The organism is Lacimonas salitolerans, assembly GCF_042677865.1.
Classification (GTDB): domain Bacteria; phylum Pseudomonadota; class Alphaproteobacteria; order Rhodobacterales; family Rhodobacteraceae; genus Lutimaribacter; species Lutimaribacter salitolerans.
This window is the reverse complement of the sequence record NZ_JBHUDD010000052.1, coordinates 1-16,350: the sequence shown is the minus strand read 5'-3', so window position 1 is coordinate 16,350 and position 16,350 is coordinate 1. Positions and strand designations below refer to the sequence as shown.

Below are 16,350 nucleotides of genomic sequence, written 5' to 3'. Positions count from 1 at the left end.
GCGGGTGCGTCGGCCATCCGCGATGTCGGTCTTGATTTCGCAACACGCCGATACGTGACTTCCCATGCTTTACATTGAACTTGCCGCAGGGCTGATCCTGTTGCTGCTGGGCGGTGACCTGCTGGTGCGCGGGGCCGTGTCGCTGGCGCAGCGGCTTGGCCTGTCGCCGCTGCTGATCGGCCTGACCATCGTGGGGTTCGGCACCTCGGCCCCCGAAATGCTGACCTCGGTGCAGGCGGCGCTGGCCGGGGCACCGGGCATCGCGGTGGGCAACGTGGTGGGGTCGAACATCGCCAATATCCTGCTGATCCTGGGGCTGGCCGCGCTGCTGTCGCCTATCGTCGTGGCGCGGGACACATTCTTGCGTGATGGCACGGTGCTGGCGCTGTCCACCATCGGGGTGGCGCTGCTGGCGCTGGGTGGCACGCTGACGCCGCTGATCGGGGCCGGGTTGCTGGCGGCGCTGGCGGCCTATCTGGTCTTTGCATGGCGGGCGGATCGCACCGCCCCTGCCATCGAGTCCGACCTTGCCACACCGCAATGGCCCCGCGCGGCCCCGTTGGCCGTGGCAGTCACGCTGGGCGGGCTGGTGCTGACCGTGCTGGGCGCATCGCTTCTGGTGTCATCGGCCGTGGAACTGGCACGCGGCTGGCAGGTCTCGGACAGCCTGATCGGGCTGACGGTCGTGGCCGTGGGCACATCGCTGCCCGAGCTGGCAACATCGGTCGTGGCGGCGCTGCGCCGGCAGGGGGCGGTGGCCTTTGGCAACGTGATCGGGTCGAACATCTTCAATCTGCTGGGCATACTGGGCGTCACCGCGCTGGTGCGCACGGTGCCGATCCCGCCCGAGATCCTGACCCGTGATATCTGGGTCATGCTGGGCGCGACCGCGCTGCTGGTCGTGGTGGCGGTCACCGGCTGGCGCGTCACCCGGACCGAGGGCGCGGTGCTGATGCTGCTTTACGCGGCCTATATCGGGGCGATGGCGCTGCTTTAATCGGCCCAACGCCCCTCGAAATCGGCGGGGATCTTCAGGATTTCGCGGCCAAGCTCGTCGATCCGCCGCCGTCCGCACAGGGCCATGGATACGTCCAGCTCCTTGTGGATGACCTCAAGCGCCTTTGTCACGCCCTGCTGGCCCATTGCGCCCAGCCCGTAGACAAAGGCGCGCCCGATATAGGTGCCCTTGGCCCCCATCGCCATCGCCTTGAGCACGTCCTGACCCGAGCGGATGCCGCTGTCGATATGCACCTCGGTCTGGTCGCCGACGGCATCCAGGATCGCGGGCAGGGCGCGGATGGAACTAAGCGCGCCATCCAGCTGCCGCCCGCCATGGTTCGACACCACGATGGCATCGGCCCCGACCTGCAGGGCCAGTTTTGCGTCCTCGGGCTCCATGATGCCTTTCAGGATCACCTTGCCGCCCCATTCGTCCTTTATGCGCGCGATCTTGTCCCAGTCCAGCGTCGGGTCGAACTGTTCCGCCGTCCAGGCCCCCAGATTGGCGGCGTCGCTGACGCCTTTCACATGGCCCACGATATTGCCGAAATGGCGGCGCTTGGCGCTGAGCATTTCAATGCCCCAGCGCCATTTCGTTGCCAGATCGGCCATGGTTGACAGCGTCATCTTGGGCGGGGCGGACAGGCCGTTTTTCAGATCCCTGTGCCGCTGGCCCAGAATCTGCAAGTCCAGAGTGATCACCAGCGCCGAACACTTGGCATCCCTGGCCCGCTGGATCAGCGACGACACAAACCCCTGATCCTTCATCGTGTAAAGCTGAAACCAGAAGGGCGCGCGCGTGGCCTTGGCCACATCTTCGATCGAGTTGATCGACATGGTGGACAGGGTGAAGGGGACGCCGAATTTCTCGGCAGCGCGGGCGGCCTTGATCTCGCCATCGGCGTGCTGCATGCCCGTCAGCCCGACCGGGGCAAGCGCCACCGGCATCGCCACATCCTGCCCGATCATCTGGCTGGCCGTGGACCGCCCCGACATGTCCACTGCCACACGCTGTCTCAGGCGGATCTGGTCGAAATCCGATGTGTTCTCGCGGAACGTCTGCTCGGTCCAGCTGCCGCTTTCGCAGTAATCATAGAACATACGCGGGGTGCGCCTGCGATGGATGCGTTTCAGGTCGTCGATGCAGGTGATGACGGTCATGAGCACTCCCCGGGTTTTGGTGAGAAATGCTTACCAATCTGACATTTTTTTGCAATCGGCAAAACCTGAGGGCACGAGGGCTTGCAATCAGTTCGAAATCGAACTATATGATACGATATCGTACATAAGTGGAGAGTGCCATGCCCCTGTCCCGCCGTCAGACCCTTGCCCTGCTGGGTGGGGGCGTCATCACCGCCGCTGCCGCCGCGACCGGCTGGCACATTACCCGACCACTTCAATCTGCCCTTGTCCCCTGGGCACAGGCGGGTGGCTATGATGATCCGCGCCTGTTCGCGCTCAGCTATGCGATCCTTGCGCCCAACCCGCACAACCGTCAGCCTTGGTTGGTGGAACTGGTGGCCGAGGATCAGGTGATCCTGCATGTGGATCGTGACCGCCTGCTGCCCCATACCGACCCCTACAGCCGCCAGATCACCATTGGGCTGGGCTGTTTTCTTGAGGTGATGCGCATGGTCGCGCTGGAACGGGGGCTGACGGTCGATATCGACCCGTTCCCCGAAGGTGGCGACGCGCAGGCGCTGGATGCCCGGCCTGTGGCGCATTGCACCTTTCGCCCCACGGATGCGGCGCCTGATCCGCTGTTCGCGCAGGTGCCGCACCGCCGCACGCTGAAAGACCCGTTCGACATGGCCCGCCCGGTGGCAGCGAGCACGCTGGAACAGGTCGCCGCTGCGGCGCAAGCGGGCAGCATGGTGGGGCACACCGCCGATCCCGCACAGGTGGCCGAGCTGCGCCGCCTCAGCCACGATGCCCTGCGGATCGAGATCGAAACCCCCCATACCTATCGCGAAAGCGTCGATCTGTTCCGCATCGGCCGGCGCGAGGTCGATGCCCAGCCCGACGGGATCGACTTTGCCGGTCCCATGTTCGAGGCGCTGCACCTGATGGGCTTGTTCAACCGCGACGTGGCGCTGGACAGCTCCAGCATGAGCTATCAGCAAGGATTGGCGGCGGTTCTGGAAAACACCGACACGGCCATGGCCCATATCTGGCAGGTGACCCGCACCAACACCCGCGCCGACCAGATCGCGGCGGGCCGCGACTGGCTGCGCCTGAACCTTGCCGCGACGGCGCAGGGGCTGGGCTTGCAACCGCTCAGCCAGGCCTTGCAGGAGTATCCCGAAATGGCCGGGCACTATGCCGAGATCCATCAAAGGCTGGCCCCCGATGGCGGAACCGTGCAAATGTTCGCCCGTGCCGGGTATGGCCGGGCCGTGCCGCAAAGCCCGCGCTGGCCGCTGGAGGACAGGCTGATTGACCCAACCGGGTGATCCACCGCCGGTTTTTGTACTGTTGAACGAGATCGGCATCATCAACCAACTGGCCACCGCGCTGTTCGAGGCGCGGTTGCCTAAGGGCGTGCTCGTGTCGCATTTCGCGGTGCTGAACCACCTGACCCGGGTGCGTGACGGGGCCACGCCGCTGCAACTGGCGCAGGCCTTTCAGGTGCCCAAGACAACGATGACCCACACGCTGTCGGGGCTGGAAAAGCGCGGCTGGGTCGATCTGCGCCCCAATCCGCGCGACAAAAGGTCAAAACAGGTCTGGCTGACCGATGAAGGCCGCGCCTTTCGCGCGCAGGCGATCGCGGCGCTGACCCCCGAGTTGCAGCGCATCGGCCGCGATCTGCCCGATCTGGCGCAGCGGGTCTTGCCGGATCTGACGGCGTTGCGCCAGTATCTGGATGCCGCGCGCGATGCCGACTTGCACGATGCGCCGCGGGAAACGACAGACTAATGTTGCAGACAAACGAGAGGGTGCCATGTATTTCGACGATCTGACCGTGGGCTACACGTTCGACACCGGGACGCGCACCCTGAGCGAAGAGGCGATCATCGCCTTTGCCCGAGAATACGACGCACAGCCCTTTCACATCGACGCGGGTGCTGCGGCGCAGTCGATCTATGGCGGGATCATCGCCAGCGGGTTTCACACCCTGCTGACCGCGTTTCAACTGACGCTTGAGGCCGGGGTGTGGAACGAGGCCTCGATGGGATCGCCGGGCATGCGTGACGTGCAATGGTTGGCTCCGGTGCGCCCGGGCGACACCCTGCGCGTTCATGCACGTGTGGTGGCCAGCGCCCCGTCCAGCAGCCGCCCCGACCGGGGCCGGACCGAGATTGCCTATGACGTGATCAACCAGTCGGATACCGTCGTAATGCGCTACACCGCCACCCACATCCTGAAGCGCGCGCCGGAAACCTGAGGGATTGCCGCCACGACTTGCGCGGACGTCGGTTGCCGCGTATGCCAAGGCCAGTTTTGACAAGGTCAAGGGAGGCCGCAATGGCGTGGAACGTGTTCATCGATGGCGAAGCAGGCACAACGGGTCTGCAGATCCGCGAGCGCCTGATCGCACGCGGTGACATCACGCTGGTGCAACTGCCCGACGACCGCCGCAAGGATGACACCGCCCGCGCCGAGGCCTATGCCAAGGCCGACGTGGCGATCCTGTGCCTGCCCGACGATGCCGCGCGCGCCGCCGTGCAAATGGCCAAGCCGCACGGCACGCGGATCATCGACGCCTCGACCGCGCATCGGGTGAACCCCGACTGGGTGTTCGGCTTTGCCGAGATCGACGCGGGCCAGCGTGCCCGGATCGCCGCTGCGCAGCACGTGTCGAACCCCGGCTGCTATTCCACCGGCGCGATTGCGCTGCTGCATCCGCTGATCGTGGCGGGGTTGCTGGAGGCCGATGCGCCTGTGACCATCAACGCGGTGTCTGGCTATACCGGCGGCGGCAAGGCCCTGATCGCGGAGTTCGAGGGCGGCACTGCGCCGGATCATTTCGTCTACGGGCTGGAGCACAAGCACAAGCACATCCCCGAGATCGTGCGCAGCGCGGGCCTGAACCGCGCGCCGGTGTTTGTGCCGTCAGTCGGGAAATACGCGCAGGGCATGGTCGTGCAGATCCCGCTGCACCTGCCCGATGGCCAGACTCCGGCCGATCTGACGGCCTGTTTGCAGGCGCATTACGCCGGCCAGCGATTTGTGCAGGTGGTCGAGCCGGTCGACATCGGCCCGCGCGTCGATCCGCAGCGCCTGAATGGCACCAACCGGATGGAGCTGGCGGTTTTCCCGTCCGAGGATGGCACCCGCGCAGTCCTGCTGGCGGTGCTCGACAACCTTGGCAAGGGTGCGTCAGGGGCTGCGGTGCAGAACCTCAACATCATGCTGGGCGTGGATGAGGGCGCCGGGCTGAGCGGGTAACCCGGGTTGGGTGCCGGGCAGACGCCCGGCACTTGAGCGTCACGCCCGGTGTGCCCCGTCGGCCAGCCCGCGAACGAAATCCAGCACCTGATCCACCGGCTTGCCGCTGGCGATCTCTGCCACGATGGCCGAGCCGACGACGCAGCCGTCGGCGACGCCTGCAATGGCCTGGGCCGCATCGGGCGTGGTGATGCCGAAGCCCACGATCACCGGCAGGTCGGTCTGCGACTTGATCCGCGTCACCTCGGGCGCGACATCGCCGGCCTGCGCGGCGGCAGCCCCTGTGATCCCGGTGATCGAAACGTAGTAGACAAAGCCGCTGGTGTTCTCGAGCACCTTGGGCAGGCGCTTGTTGTCGGTCGTGGGCGTCGCCAGCCGGATGAAATTGACATCTGCACGACCGGCGGGGATGCACAGCTCGTCATCCTCTTCCGGGGGGAGATCGACGACGATGAGCCCGTCCACGCCGGCGGCCTTGGCATCGGTCAGAAAGGTCTCGACCCCGCGCGAATAGATCGGGTTGTAATAGCCCATCATCACGATGGGCGTCTCGGTATCCTGCTTGCGGAATTCGGCCACCATGTCCAGCGTCCGTTGCAGGGTCTGGCCGCCTGCCAACGCGCGCTGACCGGCCAGCTGGATCGTCGGACCATCGGCCATCGGATCGGTGAAGGGCATGCCCAGTTCGATCACGTCCACGCCGGCATCGGGCAGTCCCTTCATCACCGCCAGCGAGCGGTCAAAATCCGGGTCGCCCGCCATGATATAGGCCACGAACGCCTTGCGCCTTTCGGCGCGCAGCCTGGCAAACCTGTCGTCGATCCGGGTCATCGGTGGTCCTTTACTGTGGTCCGGGCCGGTGTGCCGCGTGGCGGCGGGAAAATCAATGCCTGTTGCGGCTGCGGGCGGTGTCGCCTTGCGCCTGTGCCATGCGCGCACTAGACACGCCGCAACACTGGATCACGGAGGCCGCAATGGGTTTCAAGATGGGAATCGTGGGTTTGCCCAACGTGGGCAAGTCCACCCTTTTCAACGCGCTGACGCGCACGGCAGCGGCGCAGGCGGCGAATTTCCCGTTCTGCACGATCGAGCCGAACGTGGGCGAGGTCAACGTGCCCGACGCGCGGCTGGACAAGCTCGCCGCAATCGCGGGCAGCAAGCAGATCATCCCGACGCGTATGACCTTCGTCGATATCGCCGGTCTGGTGAAGGGCGCCAGCAAGGGCGAGGGGCTGGGCAACCAGTTTCTGGCCAACATCCGCGAATGCGATGCCATCGCCCATGTGCTGCGCTGTTTCGAGGATGATGACATCACCCATGTCGATGGCCGGGTCGATCCGGTGGCCGATGCCGACACGATCGAGACCGAGCTGATGCTGTCGGATCTGGAAAGCATCGAAAAGCGCCGCGCCAACCTGCAACGCAAGCTCAAGGGCAACGACAAGGAGGCGCAGCAGCAAGACAGGCTGCTGGCGCAGGCGCAGGAGGTGCTGGAGAACGGCCAGCCCGCCCGCGTGGTCGAGGTATCGGCGGATGACGCCAAGGCGTGGAAAATGCTGCAGCTTCTGACGACCAAGCCGGTGCTCTATGTCTGCAATGTATCGGAAGAGGATGCCGCGAACGGAAATGCATATTCCGCAGCGGTGGCCGACATGGCGGCCGCGCAGGGCAACAGCCATGTCATCATCTCGGCCCGGATCGAGGAAGAGATCAGCCAGCTTGACGATGACGAGGCGCAGATGTTCCTGACGGAAATGGGGCTGGAAGAACCGGGGCTGGATCGGCTGATCCGTGCGGGGTACGAACTGCTGCATCTGGAAACCTATTTCACCGTCGGCCCGAAAGAAGCCCGCGCCTGGACCATCCGTCACGGCACCCAGGCCCCGCAGGCGGCGGGCGTGATCCACGGCGATTTCGAAAAGGGATTCATCCGCGCCGAAACCATCGCCTATGAGGATTTCGTGGCCTGCAACGGCGAACAGGGGGCGAAGGAGGCGGGCAAGATGCGCGCCGAGGGCAAGGCCTATACCGTCAAGGACGGTGACGTGCTGCACTTTTTGTTCAATACCTGATCCGCAGAGTATCGGGCGCACTTCTGGCGAAAAAGTGCGCATTTGCCACGATTTCCGGCGAATTATTGGATGATTTCCCACCGGGTCGTGCTGGACTGTTTTCAACGCGGGTGTATTGTGGTTATAAGAGGCAAGACTCGGACGATCCGCGTCAGAATTCTGAATGTTGGAGAGACATTATGAAAAAATTCACGATCGCAGCCGCCGCCGCACTGGCGTTCGCTTCTGCCGCTCCGGCGATGGCTGACCAGAAAACTTCGGATGATCCCTTTGTGTCGACCCAAGGTTCGGCAGCCCTGCTCGCCCCGGGCACCGCAACCGCAATCGCAGCCGCAACCGTGGTTGTGTTCACCATTGCGGTCGCAGCATCGGACTCGGATTCCGTGGGCACGACCGGCGGTTCCTGATCGCGTCGAACCCGAACATGAAATACCAAAGGCGCGGGGAAATCCGCGCCTTTGTCGTGTCTGATTGCTGAATTGAAGGTCAGGGACGAAAGACCACTGGTCAGGGCTATTGCCGCAATGTCTGAGTCAGGAAATAGCCATTCAGCGGTGTGACCCACTGCTTTGCGCTGACAGAGCGACCATTGGAATCAACCAGATAGTTGTTCGTGATTTCCCGCCCGTCGCCCTGACAGGTCTCTGTCACCTGACGGGCCATCACGTCCAGCGCGCCGGATGTGACCGCCACGGATTGTCCGACCGTCACGCTGCACTGGAAACGAAGCTCGGTTGTCTTGTCCTCATCCCCCAGAAACCGAACGATCCGCGTGCCCTGACCGGGTTTGCGGCCCGAGATCAACGGCGCAACCTCCGAGATGTCGACCGACATCAGATCCCCGCCGAAACCGCGCGTTGCCGTCAGTAGGCCGTTTCGCATCGTCGCGGTTTGACGGAACGCCGTGCCGAAGGTTTCATATCCGCGGTTCTCTTCCAGCTTGAGCATAAGGCCCCAACGTTGGTTGTCTTCCCGCTGGAACAGTTCCAGCGGTCCTTCGGTCTCGGCCAGGGCTTGTGAGATGATCTGTGGCGAAGGAGGGGCAGGCGGCTCGCTGGACAGGTTGGCCACGAGTTCCTGTATCAGGTCCAGCCCGGTGTTCTGGTTTTGCGGATCATTTCCGCAGCCCGCAACAAGGGCAAGACAGGTCAGTGCAGTCCCGAGCCGCGTCATCGCGGATTTCCTGATGGTCATCGCCATACGCGCCCCCATTCGCGTGCCAGATCCGGCTGGTGGTAATCCCGAACGCGAGGGTACAGCCGGTCACGGACCTTCAGCCTTGCCCCGCCATCACGCGTCAGCGACTGGAGCGCCACCGTGGTGCTACGCCGTGTCGGCTGACCAAGCAGTGTCTGCAGCGGTACGGTAAAGCGGATGCCCTTGTCGAACGAGCCTTCGCCGAAATCGTCAAAGTCGACATCCGTGAAGGTGGCATAGGCCCCGACGCTCCAGCCATTGGCAAACTCGCGGTCCAGCGCCACTGTCGCGCCCAGATCACCCGCCAGATACCGCCCAGCATCCAGTTGTCCGTGGAAGCCATTGCCAAAATCGTAATACGCCGAGACGTGGCCAGTCACGATTTCATAATCGCGCAGTCCGAACCGCTGGTCAAAATCACGCTGCTTGACCCAGTTCACCTCGGCGCCAAGGGCCAGACGGCTGTCGACGGGTTTCCACAGCAACTCACCCGAGACACCGGCATACATTTCCTCCAGGTACCCAACGCTCAGACGGCTGTAGAGATCGGGACCGGGCCGACCAAAGCCGCTGACTGTCAGGTGTTCCAGCGCGGGATCGCCCTGTCTGGAGTATTCGGCATAATCCGTGCGCACGCGCGGCAGGGCAGACGGGATCTGGCGCGTGACGGTGTCCAGATTCCCCGCCAGTTTCTTGGTAAGTGACCCGGAGAGTTCGATATTCGGACTCAGCTTGTAGGTGGCTTGCAGTCGCGCCCCGACATCGGCACGAAATGGCTTGTCGGGATCGAAAAGCGACAGTTGATAGTACGGCCCCAGCGACCAGACGAATTGCGGATACACACCGGATTCGGAGGGTGGGGCAAGGCGATAGCCATCCCTGATATCGGTGCGGGCCAGCAAGGCATCTGCAGGTGCGTTTTCCAGTTGTTCCAGATCGCTGCGGCGGAAGGTTACCGCGCTTGTTGCCATGCCATTGACCATCGGCACGATGCGAAACGTCTCGATCGAGCCGGGCAGGACACGCGACATCACCCTTGCCGCGCGGCCAAGAGCCTGCGGTTCGGCATTATACCGTGTGTTGACCAGGCGCAGGGTCGCGCTGTTGGCCTCCAGCACAAGGCCCTCATAGGTCAGCCCGGCGGATTCAAGCCCCGCCTTCAGGCGGTTGCGAATGTCGGGCTGTGCCTCTGCGTCCGTCGTCCAGCCAAGATCGCGAATATCGGCTGCTGCGCGTGGACGCACCGGCACGGGCGCGGTTTCCGCGCCGCCCGGCACCGATGATTGGCGCAAGTTGTTCAAAAGTGTCAGCGATGCCCCGACCTCATCCCCGTAGAGCGAATAGACCGACAGTTGCAGGTTGCGCGAGATCATGTAGTCGACGCCGAAATTCCAAGACGAGTCGCGAGACAACACGCCGCTGCGGACCTCTTCGGTATAGGCATCCGACGAATACTCCGCCTTCAGGGTCAACCGATCCGTCGCCGCCCAGGCGATGCCGCCAAAGGGAGCCACGTCGCCCCGGAACCAGCGGTCGAACGTTGGCACGCCGCCCTCGCCGATGACGTTCTGAGGGCGGTTGCCCAAAGTGCCGATGGCACCGTAACTGCCAAGCCGTCCCCAGCCCAGACCGGCGGTAACCTTGAGGCGCGGCGTCAAGGATTTGGTCGCCACAACGTATTCGCCGCTGTAAAGCCCGGTACCGATGAAATCCTGCAGACCGATGGCGACTGCGGGCCGATAGCGGCCTTCGTCCAGCACGCGATAGCGCAGATCGAAGCTGCGGTCATAATACGTGTCGGGATTTACACCCGCGGGCAACGGGACCAGTGGGTTATAGTTGGAATCCACGTTGTAGGAGGGCACCAAAAGCCCGTCGATGGCTGTATAGCGAAAACTGCCGCTCAGCCGCGGGGTGATCTGAAAGCTCAAGGTGGTGCGGGTGGTGCCCGCAAAATGCGACACCGTGGCCGCCAGTTCCGCATCGGGCGCACTTTCGGCGGTGGGCATGTCGATCAGCGACGGCGTGCCGAAAAGACCATAGGTGGGCCGCAAGCCGCCGTCATCCTGCGCCCATGCGCCGGATGCAGCCAGCAGTCCAAGGACTGTTGCGCCACCAAACCAAAGGGTCCGGTCCGGTTGGCGAAGCAATGGGTCAAAGGGAAATGCCATGATCTTTGCGGTCCGGTCAGTTTCAGTCCCGCCATGAGTAGGTCAATTGTCCCGGCCTGTCCATTGAGGCCGCCGCCATTCTGCGGCGCACCGCGCAATTCGCGGTGGTTTTGCCACAAGCTGCGTCCGAAGGATGGGCGCGCCCCCGCAAAATTTCCGCTTGTCCCCGCCGGATACCATGGGTACGCCCGTCAGCGGAGACGTGGCCGAGTGGTCGAAGGCGCTCCCCTGCTAAGGCCGCCCCCTCTTTACGTAAATGTTTGGTTTTCATCGGTTATTCTCTCTCCCTGAATCCGGATTCCCAAATCTTGCCCGTCATGGGCGGAAGTCCCAACCATGCGCGAGTAGCCGCTCGCCGAGATCTGCCGGGGCTTGCTTGCGGTAGTGCATCGCCATCTCGGCATCTGACCATCCGCCCCGCTCGATCAGCAGGGCGAGGTCGCCGACCTGCGCGCTGAACCAGGTCGCCCAGGTATGGCGCAGGGTGTAGAAAACGATCTCCTCGGCGTCGCGCAGACCGGCCGCATGGCACAGTTTGTGGAACTGTTTGATGAGATGCGTGCCGTGTTCTCCATCCGTGATGATCGGCCGACCGGTCGGCGTCAGGAAAACGAGACCATCCTCGGGCAGCGGGTCCATGAGTTCAAGGGACCGATCCGGAACATGCACCCAGCGCCGCCGATATTTGGTCTTGCGGGCTCCCTTCTGAACGCCGCGAACCCAAACCTGCCTCGTCGGCCAGTTGCAGTCCTCGGCCCGGATGACATGCGTCTCGCCGGGAGCAGCTCCGGTGCCGAGCTCGAAGGCGATCAGTTTCAGCAGCCGCCGTTCCGGGTCCCGCAGGTTTGCCTTCGCCGGCTCCTGGGCCACGCGGATCAGACGCTCGGCCTCCTCCGGGTCGAGCACGGGCTCGCGCCCCGAGTGTGCCCATTGCCGCGGCCGTTTGCCGAGGGCGAAGTTGATCACCGCGTTCGTCGGCATAAACACCTGCCGGCGCGCCGTCTGATCAGTGTGCCATGTGGGCCGACTCAAATCGACCATGGCCTGATCAATCATGAACGGCATGATCTCGTCGACCCGGATGTCCGGCCCGAAATACTCGATGAGCTCCTCCACCTCCTTCGCATGCTTCCCGAAGCGGCCGACATAGAGGTCGCCCGCTTCCTGGAAGGTGGGATACGGTGACAGCGCCCGCGCCCAAGCTGCATCGTGAACGCCCTTCGCGACCGTGATGGCTATTTCAATCGCCTCCGGATCGCGGACCCCGGTCGACGCCCGATACCGGATACCCTCGACGCGGAAATCATAGCACCAGGACCGCCCATTCCAGAACGGATACCAGCACGGGGGCCGCGTCCCATCTTCGAAGTGTTCGAGTTTTCCCATCTGAGTGCTTTCCTCAGGTCGATGATATGTTTCTCGTAAAAAACCGGCTTTCGGCCGCGCTTCTCGCAGACTTCGAACTGGTCCTTGTATCTCTGCCTTATCTGCCAGAGTTTGCTGACGCAGATGCCCAGCGCGCGCGCGGCTTGCACCCGATCGAGCGGAGCCTCGAAGGTATCGGGACCAAAGGGCGTCTCACGATTACTCAGTGAAGACTCCGAAGGGCGAGTGGAGCCCGGCCCCTTCGCATTCGCCCCAGTCGGCTCCCTGCTGACAGGCTGCCTGTTCATGCTCGTCTCCTTCTGACCAAACCTCTCCCGTGTACCGCCCAAGAGGCGGCGCATTCGTCGACAGGTAGCGGCAATTAGGTATTACGGACAGTATGTTGCGGCCTCACCGACGCAGCGTGCAAGTGGGAAAATGCAGCGACCGTTTTCAGGCAAGGAAATGGATGAGCGAAGAAGGCAGCGGTATCTGGTCCAAGATCAGCCTGTTTTTCCGAGCGCCACAATCGGATGAAAACGGCCCCGCCAGACTTCGAAGCCGATGCTCTCGGTATCCAAAGACCGTGCGCAATCGACGGAATTTCTCCAATGCGATACCGCGTTTTTTCCATCCAGCTGAGACGGAAATTTCGGTGCACCAGACGGGGGCGCACCGGAAAAAACCGCATCGAAAAAACACTGTGCATCGAAAAAAAAGTTCAGCGAATTTTCTCGCCTCGAACCGTTCCGGCCAACCTTTCTTGCGAGACAAGCGAACGGAGACTGAACTTGCGGCAAAAACAACCTTGGGAACCGATCTGGTCAGAAGACGCTGGCGCCTGGATCATCGACTTCAGGGTCGAGGAAAAAAGGATCAGGCCTCGCCTCCCGATACATGACAAAAGCCTCGAAGCGGTGGCACAGACGCGGGCGAAAGAAATCTACGCCGAGACCTGGCGGTCGGTCGACGTTGCGGCGCCAAAGCGGAAAATTCCGACCTTCGAAGAGGCGTCGGAACTCTACATCGAAGGCGGTGGGGAGGCTCGGTTTCTTCCCAGGATCGTCGGCCACTTCGGTAAGAATACGCGGTGTAACGAGATCGATGAGATTGTCATCGCGCGCGCCGCACGTGCTCTCTATCCCCTTGCCAAGCCCGAGACGGTTCGGCGCCAGCTCCGGGTTCCAATAAAGGCGGTCCTGAATTTCGCGGCCGGGAACCGCCGGGAAAGACTGCCCGACACGCGGCGCACGCGGTGGCTGACGCCAGAAGAAGCCGAGCGGCTCCTGGGAGCAGCCGCAGATCCTGAAGCTGCCGACCTCCGCGACCCGAACTTCGAGATGCTACGGAAAATCGCCTTCATGCTGTGCACCGGTGCCGGGCCCGGCGAGACGATGGGACTCGACGCAAAGCATTGGAATCCGGCCACAAGGGAGTGGTGGCCGCCTGGAAAAAAGACCGTCTAACGAGCCCGTTTCGTCAGGCTACCGTCTCGCGCCGTGGAACTCATCAGTCCGATCCCTGAAGACGGCCCTGCCTTTCCGGCGCCGAACGGACAGCGTTACGTCTTCCGGAAAAACTGTGGGGGACAGCTGGCCGTCGCCTTCGGAAAAATTCGAAACAACGCCGGGCTGGGAATCGAGGTGCTTCCCTACACGTGCTGGCACAGGTGAGCGACCCGGTTATACTCGCAGACAAAGGACTGGGGGGAGTTGCTGGACCAAGGCGGCTGAAACCGGGCGGACACCGCGAACCGATACCGGAAAACCGCCCCCGCGGACCGCGGCCGAAAGCGATTGGCGCATGGGTGGGATTTCGGTTCGGAGGTCGGTCAACCTGTTCTGTTCGATGAACGAATTTCCTTTCGCTTCGACCAAAAGGGAAAATGAGGAAATACCTGCCGAACCGGGAACTCGGGTGTCGCGTGGCCGGGCGCTTGCTGACCTGCGGGATAATTCGCCGAAAGTCACAGGGTTCTGATGCAAGCGAATTTTTGTCCGCCTCGATACACGAAGCGGGCACCATGAGAAGAGACAATGCACTGCCGAAAATTTCCGCTTCGCGGATGTGGGGAAAATGTTCGGTGGGTCTGGAGTGTTCGCGTAGGCGACGACCCGAACCGCTCTCTCTCAGATGGTTCTGGAGACGTCCGTCCCGTGTGTCGCCGATACTGCATCGGGCCTTGGCAACTTGGCGTGTTCTGAAGGTATCCGAGACGCGTTTTCCGAAGACGAGTATCGACGGGACGAGGGACTGGAAAAATTCGGCTTTTATAGGCAGTTCGCGCCGTTCCGTCCCTCTCGGATTCTTTGAAAAACTGGCGAAAGCAGGGTCTGAATCTACCCCTTTTTCACGGCAGCGCTTCCCGTCTCGGACCGGGCATCGCCGCAAGGTTTGAAACAATTCGTGATTGCTTGAGGCCGCTGAGGAGCCGGGAAGCGTGTCCGACGAGCCGAATCGGAGTGAAATTCGAAATGGAAACCATTGGTCACGAAACAACTGCGGTCCCGCCTGTCGGCGCGGTCTTGGCATGCGACCGCGCCGGCAGGCAAACTGGGAAAGAGAAGAGAAGGGCACAAAAGCGACAAGCAATAGACCCGCCAACAGGCCAGCCCTTTGCATTTCGTGTTGCAGCCTGGCGACAATCGCCCTGACAGTCCTCGAACGACCGGTCCGAGCCCACTTCGACCGCGGCGCTTCAAATCCTCTTCGCATGTGCAGCGAGACGCACCTCATCGTGACCGGCCCTCACAAGACATTCAGCGGACCTTGCCACGCCACCCGGTGCCTCCCAGTGCCATTTCAGCTGAATTTCGAGACCTGGAAGCTTTTTGGGTGGGAGGCCAGTTTTGCCTTGTAATCACTATGTTTGCTTGGTTATACGCGTCAGTGGAGACGTGGCCGAGTGGTCGAAGGCGCTCCCCTGCTAAGGGAGTAGGCCCGGAAGGGTCTCGTGGGTTCGAATCCCATCGTCTCCGCCACTTGCATATCGCGAACCCGAGACGAGGCCCCTGACAGGGCCTTTTTTCTTTTGGTGTCAAAGGGGTTTAGCGAGGCCGTCCGACTTTCAGAGACTGGCGTTTCGGTCGAAGTCGGTCTCTGAACGCCCCGCGTCTCTTTCCATCCGCCCTTCATCAAAATCGAGACGGTTTCAAAAAGTATCGTACTTTCAACGTGTTGCTGAAATCTAACTGCGCCGCAGTTGAAGCAGGTTCGTCCGCTCTCAGTGCGAACAGAGACGCCCGCAGGCGGCGTGGTGGTTCGCGCAACTTCGAAACAGGGCGTAGCTAGCGCATTGAAACAGTCGACGTTTTCTCTCATTATCACGTGTGCCGTGCCCTGCCTGCCAGTGGACAGCCGCGTTGAACTGAATGGCGTAAAAGGGGCAAACTTGGGTCAGTCTTCCTCAGATCACCTCCTGGAGTACATCCGCCCACTAGCCAGAGTGTTGAAGGCCGCAAGGTTGATAACCAGCGCTTTCGGCGTGGTGGCGATAGCCGTTGGCCAGGCTTGGATGACTTCGCAAACAGTGTGGCATCAAGATTGGGCGTCGTTTATATTTTGGTGTGGAGTTGGCGCGATAATCGCCACCGGTTTGATTCTGCTGTTTTTCGAGAAAGATAGCGCGTCACTTGTACTGGATTTATATGCCAAGGAAACATTGGTCGACGAGCAGTCGGACCACATTCTTTATTTAGAGCGACGTGAAGAAATTCTTCTTTCTTGGCAATCGGTTACAAAGCTTCTTGCAGAGCTGCTGGATCAGGCCCTAACCACGTCAGATCTCGGCCATGAGAAGAAAAAGGTGTTCTTCAATGCGGTGGTGGAGATACTTGCTGACTATAAATTCACGCTGTTCCGAATTGCAGATGAATACTGCAATATTTCGATCTACGAGCTATCTTCCGAAACAAATCACCTCGAATGCATCGCCTGTTACCGATCGCGTCCTTCCGATGCGCTGGGTGCTCACAGAACATGGAAAGTCGGAGAAGGGCATGTTGGGAAAGCCTTCGAGTTACAGCGCGAATTAATTTGCGGCAACTCATCTGCACCTGACATCAAGCCTTGGATTAGGGCCTGTTGACGTTCATCTGAGGCGAATAACGGTCGCTGCGAGGGCTATGAAGGCTGAGAAACTGCTGTCTGTCTTG

General features: G+C 62.0%; 14 protein-coding genes and 1 tRNA gene. 10 read left to right on the top strand and 5 right to left on the bottom strand.

Features of this window, described 5'->3' with window-relative positions; genetic code table 11:
• Positions 1 to 64 precede the first annotated feature (64 nt).
• Positions 65 to 997: a calcium/sodium antiporter gene (locus ACFTOW_RS08745; RefSeq protein ID WP_379914695.1), complete on the top strand. Its 933-nt coding sequence runs from the start codon at positions 65 to 67 to the stop codon at positions 995 to 997.
• Here the strand turns inward: ACFTOW_RS08745 and ACFTOW_RS08740 are convergent.
• On the bottom strand, positions 994 to 2,160 hold the full coding sequence (locus ACFTOW_RS08740; RefSeq protein WP_379914693.1) for an alpha-hydroxy acid oxidase: 1,167 nt from the start codon (positions 2,158 to 2,160) through the stop codon (positions 994 to 996). The two genes, ACFTOW_RS08745 and ACFTOW_RS08740, sit on opposite strands and share 4 nt — an antisense overlap.
• A gap of 140 nt (positions 2,161 to 2,300) precedes the next feature.
• Between ACFTOW_RS08740 and ACFTOW_RS08735 the strand changes: the two genes are divergently transcribed.
• The 4 genes from ACFTOW_RS08735 to argC all read left to right on the top strand — a co-directional run bounded on the left by ACFTOW_RS08735 (position 2,301) and on the right by argC (position 5,391).
• On the top strand, positions 2,301 to 3,452 hold the full coding sequence (locus ACFTOW_RS08735; RefSeq protein WP_379914691.1) for an Acg family FMN-binding oxidoreductase: 1,152 nt from the start codon (positions 2,301 to 2,303) through the stop codon (positions 3,450 to 3,452).
• Positions 3,453 to 3,474: 22 nt separating this feature from the next.
• Positions 3,475 to 3,918 (top strand): MarR family winged helix-turn-helix transcriptional regulator, encoded by a 444-nt coding sequence (locus ACFTOW_RS08730; protein WP_379914689.1) that lies wholly within the window; start codon positions 3,475 to 3,477, stop codon positions 3,916 to 3,918.
• Positions 3,919 to 3,943: 25 nt separating this feature from the next.
• Positions 3,944 to 4,387 (top strand): MaoC family dehydratase, encoded by a 444-nt coding sequence (locus tag ACFTOW_RS08725; RefSeq protein ID WP_379914686.1) that lies wholly within the window; start codon positions 3,944 to 3,946, stop codon positions 4,385 to 4,387.
• 80 nt (positions 4,388 to 4,467) lie between these two features.
• On the top strand, positions 4,468 to 5,391 hold the full coding sequence (gene argC / locus ACFTOW_RS08720) for an N-acetyl-gamma-glutamyl-phosphate reductase (RefSeq protein ID WP_379914684.1): 924 nt from the start codon (positions 4,468 to 4,470) through the stop codon (positions 5,389 to 5,391).
• 39 nt (positions 5,392 to 5,430) lie between these two features.
• On the opposite strand, the gene trpA is transcribed toward argC, so the two are convergent.
• Positions 5,431 to 6,222, bottom strand: a complete 792-nt coding sequence (gene trpA / locus ACFTOW_RS08715) for a tryptophan synthase subunit alpha (RefSeq protein ID WP_379914682.1) — start codon at positions 6,220 to 6,222, stop codon at positions 5,431 to 5,433.
• Positions 6,223 to 6,365: 143 nt separating this feature from the next.
• Here trpA and ychF point away from each other — a divergent pair, with 143 nt between their 5' ends.
• Both ychF and ACFTOW_RS08705 read left to right on the top strand, forming a co-directional pair.
• Entirely contained in the window at positions 6,366 to 7,463 is a 1,098-nt protein-coding gene (ychF, locus tag ACFTOW_RS08710; protein ID WP_379914680.1) for a redox-regulated ATPase YchF, read from the top strand.
• 179 nt (positions 7,464 to 7,642) lie between these two features.
• Positions 7,643 to 7,870 (top strand): hypothetical protein, encoded by a 228-nt coding sequence (locus ACFTOW_RS08705; RefSeq protein WP_379914679.1) that lies wholly within the window; start codon positions 7,643 to 7,645, stop codon positions 7,868 to 7,870.
• Positions 7,871 to 7,976: 106 nt separating this feature from the next.
• On the opposite strand, the gene ACFTOW_RS08700 is transcribed toward ACFTOW_RS08705, so the two are convergent.
• The 3 genes from ACFTOW_RS08700 to ACFTOW_RS08690 all read right to left on the bottom strand — a co-directional run bounded on the left by ACFTOW_RS08700 (position 7,977) and on the right by ACFTOW_RS08690 (position 12,217).
• On the bottom strand, positions 7,977 to 8,663 hold the full coding sequence (locus tag ACFTOW_RS08700; protein ID WP_379914678.1) for a YjbF family lipoprotein: 687 nt from the start codon (positions 8,661 to 8,663) through the stop codon (positions 7,977 to 7,979).
• On the bottom strand, positions 8,654 to 10,831 hold the full coding sequence (locus ACFTOW_RS08695; protein ID WP_379914677.1) for a YjbH domain-containing protein: 2,178 nt from the start codon (positions 10,829 to 10,831) through the stop codon (positions 8,654 to 8,656). The genes ACFTOW_RS08700 and ACFTOW_RS08695 overlap by 10 nt, the downstream gene beginning before the upstream one ends.
• Positions 10,832 to 11,146: 315 nt before the next feature.
• Complete coding sequence (locus ACFTOW_RS08690) at positions 11,147 to 12,217, bottom strand: tyrosine-type recombinase/integrase (RefSeq protein ID WP_379914676.1); 1,071 nt, start codon at positions 12,215 to 12,217, stop codon at positions 11,147 to 11,149.
• Between the two features lie 590 nt (positions 12,218 to 12,807).
• Here ACFTOW_RS08690 and ACFTOW_RS08685 point away from each other — a divergent pair.
• The 3 genes from ACFTOW_RS08685 (at position 12,808) to ACFTOW_RS08675 (ending at position 16,283) form a co-directional block, all read left to right on the top strand.
• The gene (locus ACFTOW_RS08685) at positions 12,808 to 13,662 is read left to right on the top strand and encodes a hypothetical protein (RefSeq protein ID WP_379914675.1); all 855 of its coding nucleotides are present in this window, start codon (positions 12,808 to 12,810) and stop codon (positions 13,660 to 13,662) included.
• A gap of 1,425 nt (positions 13,663 to 15,087) precedes the next feature.
• A tRNA-Ser gene (locus ACFTOW_RS08680) sits at positions 15,088 to 15,177 on the top strand.
• Between the two features lie 221 nt (positions 15,178 to 15,398).
• On the top strand, positions 15,399 to 16,283 hold the full coding sequence (locus ACFTOW_RS08675) for a hypothetical protein (RefSeq protein ID WP_379914674.1): 885 nt from the start codon (positions 15,399 to 15,401) through the stop codon (positions 16,281 to 16,283).
• Positions 16,284 to 16,350 lie beyond the last annotated feature (67 nt).

What these genes read in the sequence shown, in the direction of transcription:
- ACFTOW_RS08695 (WP_379914677.1), bottom strand. Translation starts at nt 10,831, where the DNA reads ATGGCATTTCCCTTTGACCCATTGCTTCGCCAACCGGACCGGACCCTT.
- trpA (WP_379914682.1), bottom strand. Translation starts at nt 6,222, where the DNA reads ATGACCCGGATCGACGACAGGTTTGCCAGGCTGCGCGCCGAAAGGCGC.
- ACFTOW_RS08685 (WP_379914675.1), top strand. Translation starts at nt 12,808, where the DNA reads ATGCGATACCGCGTTTTTTCCATCCAGCTGAGACGGAAATTTCGGTGC.
- ACFTOW_RS08735 (WP_379914691.1), top strand. Translation starts at nt 2,301, where the DNA reads ATGCCCCTGTCCCGCCGTCAGACCCTTGCCCTGCTGGGTGGGGGCGTC.
- ACFTOW_RS08740 (WP_379914693.1), bottom strand. Translation starts at nt 2,160, where the DNA reads ATGACCGTCATCACCTGCATCGACGACCTGAAACGCATCCATCGCAGG.
- ACFTOW_RS08690 (WP_379914676.1), bottom strand. Translation starts at nt 12,217, where the DNA reads ATGGGAAAACTCGAACACTTCGAAGATGGGACGCGGCCCCCGTGCTGG.
- ACFTOW_RS08745 (WP_379914695.1), top strand. Translation starts at nt 65, where the DNA reads ATGCTTTACATTGAACTTGCCGCAGGGCTGATCCTGTTGCTGCTGGGC.
- ACFTOW_RS08700 (WP_379914678.1), bottom strand. Translation starts at nt 8,663, where the DNA reads ATGGCGATGACCATCAGGAAATCCGCGATGACGCGGCTCGGGACTGCA.
- ACFTOW_RS08725 (WP_379914686.1), top strand. Translation starts at nt 3,944, where the DNA reads ATGTATTTCGACGATCTGACCGTGGGCTACACGTTCGACACCGGGACG.
- ychF (WP_379914680.1), top strand. Translation starts at nt 6,366, where the DNA reads ATGGGTTTCAAGATGGGAATCGTGGGTTTGCCCAACGTGGGCAAGTCC.
- ACFTOW_RS08705 (WP_379914679.1), top strand. Translation starts at nt 7,643, where the DNA reads ATGAAAAAATTCACGATCGCAGCCGCCGCCGCACTGGCGTTCGCTTCT.
- argC (WP_379914684.1), top strand. Translation starts at nt 4,468, where the DNA reads ATGGCGTGGAACGTGTTCATCGATGGCGAAGCAGGCACAACGGGTCTG.